The following is a 6,450-nucleotide window of genomic DNA, read 5'->3' as shown; positions in this document are numbered from 1 at the left end:
GGCGAACAGGCTCAAGCACTCGAGGAAGAGGGCACTCAAGGCAAGACGACCTACGCCAACCAATGGCAAGCCATCCCAGCTCATCTCAATTGGCAAGCGCAGCCCGAGACCAAACCAACCGTTGATGGCCCCATGATCGCGACGGTCGTCGGCCCAGAGGGAGAAGAAATCTTCTGTGACGAACATGGTCGCGTGAAAGTCCATTTCCACTGGGATCGCGAAGAGATAAACCCTGAACATCGTTCATGCTGGGTGCGCGTCTCTCAAGGTTGGGCAGGCAGCCAATATGGCATGGTCGCTTTGCCTCGCATTGGTCACGAAGTGATTGTCTCATTTCTTAATGGTGACCCAGATCAGCCCATCATCACAGGGCGCACCTATCATGCGGTCAACCAGCCGCCTTATGCGCTGCCCAACAACAAAACCAAAACCGTCCTGCGCAGTGAGACCCACCAAGGGCAAGGCTTTAACGAACTGAGTTTTGAAGACCAAGCAGACCAAGAGCAAATCTATCTTCATGCGCAGAAGGATTTTGACTCGATAGTGCTGAATGACATGACCACTCATGTCAAGCGTGACCAACATATCACGATCGATAACGACCATTTCACTCAGATTAAAAACAACCACAACCTCACCGTGGAGAGTGAAAGCCGCACTCTAGTCAAACAAGATGCCACCTCGATTGTGGAAGGGAATCTGCATCAAAAAATCGCTCAGTTGCATGCATTTGAAATTGGCAATGAACTCCACATCAAAGCCGGTATGAAGGTCGTTATCGAAGCAGGCTCTGAAATGACTTTAAAAGCCGGTGGCAGCTTTATAAAAGTGGACGCTTCAGGTGTTAGCTTGGTTGGAGCGAAAGTCAATTTAAACTCTGGTGGAAGTCCAAGCAGTGGCAGTGGTTTTTCTGGGCAGATTGCTTTGCTGCCCAACTCCCTGACACAGGATATGACTCCCCCTGAACAAGAAGCAATGGCTACGGATGGATCACTCCCGGCCATGAACCAAATCGCCTACAACAAGATGGTCGAAAACGGCTCGTTGCTAAAAGAACTTTGCCAATGTAATAGAGGTGGTCAATGTCAAATCCACAAATAATGCCTCAGTGGCGCGTTGAAATCGGCTCTGCGCCAATCCTCGTAGACGAATGGGATGTCTATATGATCATCGAGCCTGAACTTTGGCCAAATTGGCAAGTTCAGCTTTATCAGACCGTTCCAGAGCCCTTCTTTTGCCCCCTTTTCGAGCAGACACAATTTGCCAACATTGAACGTGGCCCCGTGTTAGTTGCTCTAGATGGGCGAGAGCTGTTTCCTATTGTAATAGAGCAAATGCAGAGCACACCTTGCGGAAGCCTTATGTATGTTAAAAAAGGCACACCTCAAACGTCACTGGTCAAACTCCTCAGAGAACGTCTAGTCGTTTCGACAGGGCAATCGGTCGCCTTGCTCCGTTACTATGAGCCACGAACCTTATTACCATTACTCGGGACCATGACGGACGAGGAACGCAGTCTGTTTTTCCAATCCATTGAGCAAATTCACTGGTACCACGGGCAATGGTATTGGGGGGCTATCGATCAGCCTATCCACCCTCCGAAGCAGTATCAGTGGACCATAACTCCAGAACACCTCTCTACGATGCAGTCGATTCTTGAAGCGAGTAATGGAGCCCTATGACCATGACTACCTATACCATTCAACCGGGGGATACCCTACTCCAAATCGCTATCGATCAAGGTGTCGAATATGTCGACCTCTTGACTCTGAATCCGCAATGTCAGACTGACCCAAATTACATTCGGGCGGGAGATACCTTAACACTACCTAAAGAAGTGATCATTGAGGAGCCTGAGCCCGATTATTCGACCGAGCCACCCCGTACAGAGCTAGAGCCAAAATGTACTGGAGAAATTCTCAGTGCGCCTTTATGTCAGAGCATTAATGTCCATGATGTGCTGTTTTTTACTGGGGATTCGCCAACAGACTATTACTGTTTGGCGCAAGAGGACCAAGCAAAGCTGAAAGAAGAAATTCAGATCACCGATAAACTGGTTCAAGACTATAAAACGCTCCTAGAAAACGCACCCAGTGGCGACAACATTGCCCCCGCTGAGATGCAGCAACATGCGCTAAAGAAAAAGGCGTGGCTTGAGCAATGCGTCTATGCCGGGGCCATCAATGTAGATGCGCCCAAAACCAACGCAGCAGGCACCGCGACTCAGTCTGCGGAACCACCAAAAACACAGAACTACATCGCAAGCAAAATCACTGAACTTGAGAAACGCCGCGCGTTAGTGAACATTTATGTCCCATACTTCTCTGAGCCATCCACCATCACCGTGCGCGATAAAGTTCTCGCCACGATCGAGAAAGAGCTCGCCTACTGGCAGGATTTAGCGAATAAACCCGTTGTACCAGAGTCTTCCAACAAACAAAGTGTTGATCTTACCAAGATGAACCACAAAGCGCTTGAGCGTGCGCCCGCGAAAAGGCATGTGCTAGAAGCCTGGCTCGTGAGTGAGAATCGACTTGTTTACCTGCGAGCGGATTTCGTTGAGCGTGCCAAAAACAACTGGAAACAAAATACCGTTAATGCTGAAGTCACTCGAGCCTTAGAAGCGAAGGACTGGCAAGGACTAAAGCAAGCCTTTATCCAAGACATTAAAAAAGGCATTCGCGATGATATTGAGACAGGTAAGCTAGAGGCTGTCTTTGCCAACTGGAAAGCGGACGGCTGGAAAGCCCATGAATGGAAAGCGACTCAAAAGCTGCATGATGACAATGGCGAAGTTATTTTTGCCAGTTCTCAAGAGGCGCAACTACTGCGCTTTGCTGCCCAAGCCAGCGTCAAAAGTACGATTGAACCATCCGAAGGCAAAATAGATATTGGCATTGGTGCGGAGGCCAGTTTCGCTCTGGCTGAAGGTGCGGTTGGGCTTCACCGTTATTTTCCTTATGAAAGTGGCTATGCGCTGGAACTGAGCTATCTTGATGCTAACAAACAGCCCGCCGTTTATCCATTTGGCCACTTTAGGGCCAAAGTTAGCTTAATGCTCAGCTGTTTTGTTGGCGCGATGACCAGCGGGCGCTTAGAACTCAGCAATCAACCCAACAACAACCCCGGCCACCAGATACTGCTCTCTCCAAGCGTTAGTATGGGTACCAATGCTTCTGGCGGTGTCGGCGTGAAAGGCGATATCTTTGGTGGTGCTCAAGTTGGTGGTCAGGTTGAAGGGGGGCTAGAGTGGAAAGCGCCGCCAGATAACAAACTGGATAAGGTGTTTGATTTTGCCACCCTCGCCAAGGTGGGTGCCAATGGCAATGTGGCTATTGGAGCTGGAGCGGGTTGGGACTTCCAGTTAAGCCTTGGTAATGATGGTAAATTCTACTTTAACTGCTCTGGCCGTTTGGTGTTTGGCCCTGGCGCCAGTGGTGGGTTTGGCACGACAGTTGATTTTGAGCAGTTATGGCAGCTCGCCGTTATATTGTTTAAAGGCTTAAAAGCAACGGATTATCGTGTTCTGGACAATCTTGATGACGATGTATATCGGCACTTTATGCGCTCGAGCTATATAGCATTTGCCTCCGATATGATTGCTAATCCAGATGAAGCGCTTAAACAGGCGGTGATGAAAACTCAGCGTTCAATAAATAAATGGTGGGATACTCGTTTGGAGTTTTGGGACACCGAATCCGAGAAGAAAAAGGAAGCCTTTCGCCTTGCTAGGCGCATTGTCGCGAACTATAGCGATGTGATTGGCGAAGTGCCGTTTGAAGAATTGCTGCCAGAAAGCGTCGGCATTATGATCAATACCTTAGTGACGACGTTTTATCTGTCGTGGGATGAGGAGCAAGAGAAGGCGATTTATATTTTATTGCTTGGCGCGGTGAAAACGTGGCGACGTTTTGAAGAGGTGCTCACGCGTATGAATGCCACTGGTGAAAAACCGTCAGGCGGTAAACAAGCAGAGGACAAAGCGTTGTTTGACAATTTAGCACGCATCAATGCGATTTTAGATGGCGAACAACAGACAAGCTTTAACCACTGGGTATTAAAACTGGCGCAAGTGAATGAAATCAATGAGGCTAACTTTGCTGAAATGCGTCCGTTTTCGCCGCGCTCTGGCTGGAGTTGGAGCCAGAAGAGGGAGAGAGTCGAGCGGCAAATCGCGCGCTTAAATAAAAATAATGGCTATTATATCTAACCACAGCGACCGCCGTGAGGCGGTCTTTTTTGAGGCTAATAAGCTTGTTCTGCGCTTTGAACGGAGCAACGAAAACCCGAAGTGAATGATAGGCTATCACCCTTTACCGTATCATAGGCGCGCGCTACATTTACCATACCAACCCCACCTCGTTTGACTTTGTACTCACCCGTTGTTGGCCCTTGAGGATCGAGTTTCGGCGACACTTTATAATAATCTTTGGCGTACCAGTCATTAACCCATTCTGTGGCATTTCGAGTCATATCATAAATACCGAGAGGATTGGGCGCAAACATACCAACAGGGTTTAAATCTGTATCAACATTAGCGGTTTTTTCGGTAAACTCCTCATAGCCCCCTAATTCTGGGTTATAGAAACCCCTTCCTCTAAACTGAATAAAGCCATTGTTGGTTGCGTAGTAGAGTTTTTGCCCACGACTACGTGCGGCGTATTCCCATTGAGCCTCAGTCGGCAGATCGACGGGCAGCGCGGTTAATTGCCCCAGCCACTGACAATAGTTTTTTGCATCTTGCCAATTTACTTCCCTGGCCGGTTTTTTTATAAATTTCGGTAATACCGTTTTATAGACCTTAGAGCCACGTTCTAGGTACTGTCCTTCATAAACACTCTGTTCAAATGGTCGGCCAAGTGTTTGTAAATAAACATCATAGTCCAGCAACTCCGCTTCATACTTTGACAACGAATAACTGCTTAAAGTTACTTCATGCTGAATATCCGCTCCACTGCTGACCATTTCGACACCACTGTAACAGTTGGCTTCTGGCGTCCAGACTGGACGATTAAGATCGTCGTTCATGCAGGGCATACGAAAGTCGCCCATAATAAAACTGCCACCTTCCACAAACACCATATTCTCAATCGACTTTACCGCAACCTTGGCGATATTTTGTTTGAGTTCGCTGTCTGCATCTGGATAGTGTTTATTGACATTACTCATAATGGTGTTGAGCTGCTGCTGAGAAAGCACGTTGCTGGAAATATCGATATCACTATTGCATGCCGCCAATAAAGGTATCGCACTGAGAAGACCTAGCCATTTATAATTCATTATCAATCCTCATTATTTAGCCGTTTATTTTAAGCGGCTAAGTTGGTGACTTGAAGTTAATGACCTGAAAATAATGTGATTTTCCTTCCTTTTCTTAATTATGCAAACCCAGTTAATAATTAATGAATTTATCAAGTAATTATCAGAAACTCGGTCTTAATGTTGATGTAGTTAAAACGTGTGTCCCGTTAAGAGTCGACCGCCATAATACAGTTGTTTTCAATGCTAATAAGCTTGTTCTGCGCTTTGGACGGAGCAACGAAAACCTGAGTTGAGCGCTGGCATATAGTCGCTCAATGGGTAGTGTACGCGAGAGGTATTGACCATACCTATACCACCTCGTTTGACTTTGTTCTCACCCTTTTCTGGGCCCTGAGGATCAAGTTTCGGTGACACTTTATAATAATCTTTGGCGTACCAATCGTTGACCCACTCGGTGGCATTTCCAGTCATATCATAGAGACCGAGGGGATTGGGCGCAAACATACCTACAGGGTTTAAGCCAGTGGCCATATTGGCGGTTTTATCTGTAAACTCCTCATAGCCGCCTAGCTTAGGGTTATAAAAACCCCCACCTCTATATTGTTTAAACCCATTATTGGTCCCGTAGTAGAGTTTTTGACCACGGTTGCGTGCTGCGTATTCCCACTGTGCTTCGGTAGGCAGATCCACTGGTAAAGCGGTCAATTGCCCCAACCACTGACAATAGTTTTTTGCATCTTGCCAGTTTACTAGTCTTGCTGGTTTTTTAATAAAGCTCGATAAAAAAATCTTATAATCGCTTGATCCTCGTTCAAGGTATTTTTCTTCATAATCAAACTGTTCAAACGGGCGATTAAAAGCTTGTAAATAAACATCATAATCCAACAGCTCTGCTTCATACTTTGATAACGAGTAACTGCTTAAAGTTACTTCATGTTGAATATCCGCTCCACTGCTGACCATTTCAACAGCACTGTAACAACTTGCTTCTGGCGTCCAGACTGGGCGATTAAGATCGTCGTTCATGCAGGGCATACGAAAGTCGCCCATAATAAAACTGCCACCTTCCACAAACACCATATTTTCAATCGACTTTACCGCGACCTCAGCAATATTTTGTTTTAGTTCGCTGTCTGCATCTGGATAGTGTTTGTTGACATTACTAATAATGGTGTTGAGCTGCTGTTG

Annotated in this window: 5 protein-coding genes; 3 read left to right on the top strand and 2 right to left on the bottom strand. The window is 46.8% G+C overall.

Annotated features, from left to right (window positions below):
* The 3 genes from ACQEXT_RS21080 to ACQEXT_RS21070 all read left to right on the top strand — a co-directional run.
* The coding region (locus ACQEXT_RS21080; protein ID WP_426953429.1) for a type VI secretion system Vgr family protein at positions 1–1,101 on the top strand (1,101 nt) is incomplete at its 5' end.
* Positions 1,083–1,682: a DUF4123 domain-containing protein gene (locus ACQEXT_RS21075; protein WP_426953428.1), complete on the top strand. Its 600-nt coding sequence runs from the start codon at positions 1,083–1,085 to the stop codon at positions 1,680–1,682. The genes ACQEXT_RS21080 and ACQEXT_RS21075, both read left to right, overlap by 19 nt.
* Positions 1,679–4,210, top strand: a complete 2,532-nt coding sequence (locus ACQEXT_RS21070; protein ID WP_426953426.1) for a LysM peptidoglycan-binding domain-containing protein — start codon at positions 1,679–1,681, stop codon at positions 4,208–4,210. The genes ACQEXT_RS21075 and ACQEXT_RS21070 overlap by 4 nt, the downstream gene beginning before the upstream one ends.
* Positions 4,211–4,245: 35 nt before the next feature.
* On the opposite strand, the gene ACQEXT_RS21065 is transcribed toward ACQEXT_RS21070, so the two are convergent.
* Positions 4,246–5,280 carry a formylglycine-generating enzyme family protein gene (locus ACQEXT_RS21065; RefSeq protein ID WP_426953425.1) on the bottom strand — a complete coding sequence of 345 codons (1,035 nt, stop codon included), beginning with the start codon at positions 5,278–5,280 and terminating at the stop codon, positions 4,246–4,248.
* 225 nt (positions 5,281–5,505) lie between these two features.
* A partial coding sequence (locus ACQEXT_RS21060) for a formylglycine-generating enzyme family protein (protein ID WP_426953424.1) occupies positions 5,506–6,450 on the bottom strand: 945 nt, incomplete at its 5' end.

Source organism: Vibrio sp. TRT 29B02, from assembly GCF_050113655.1.
Classification (GTDB): Bacteria; Pseudomonadota; Gammaproteobacteria; order Enterobacterales; family Vibrionaceae; genus Vibrio.
This window is presented reverse-complemented; position numbering and strand designations above follow the sequence as displayed.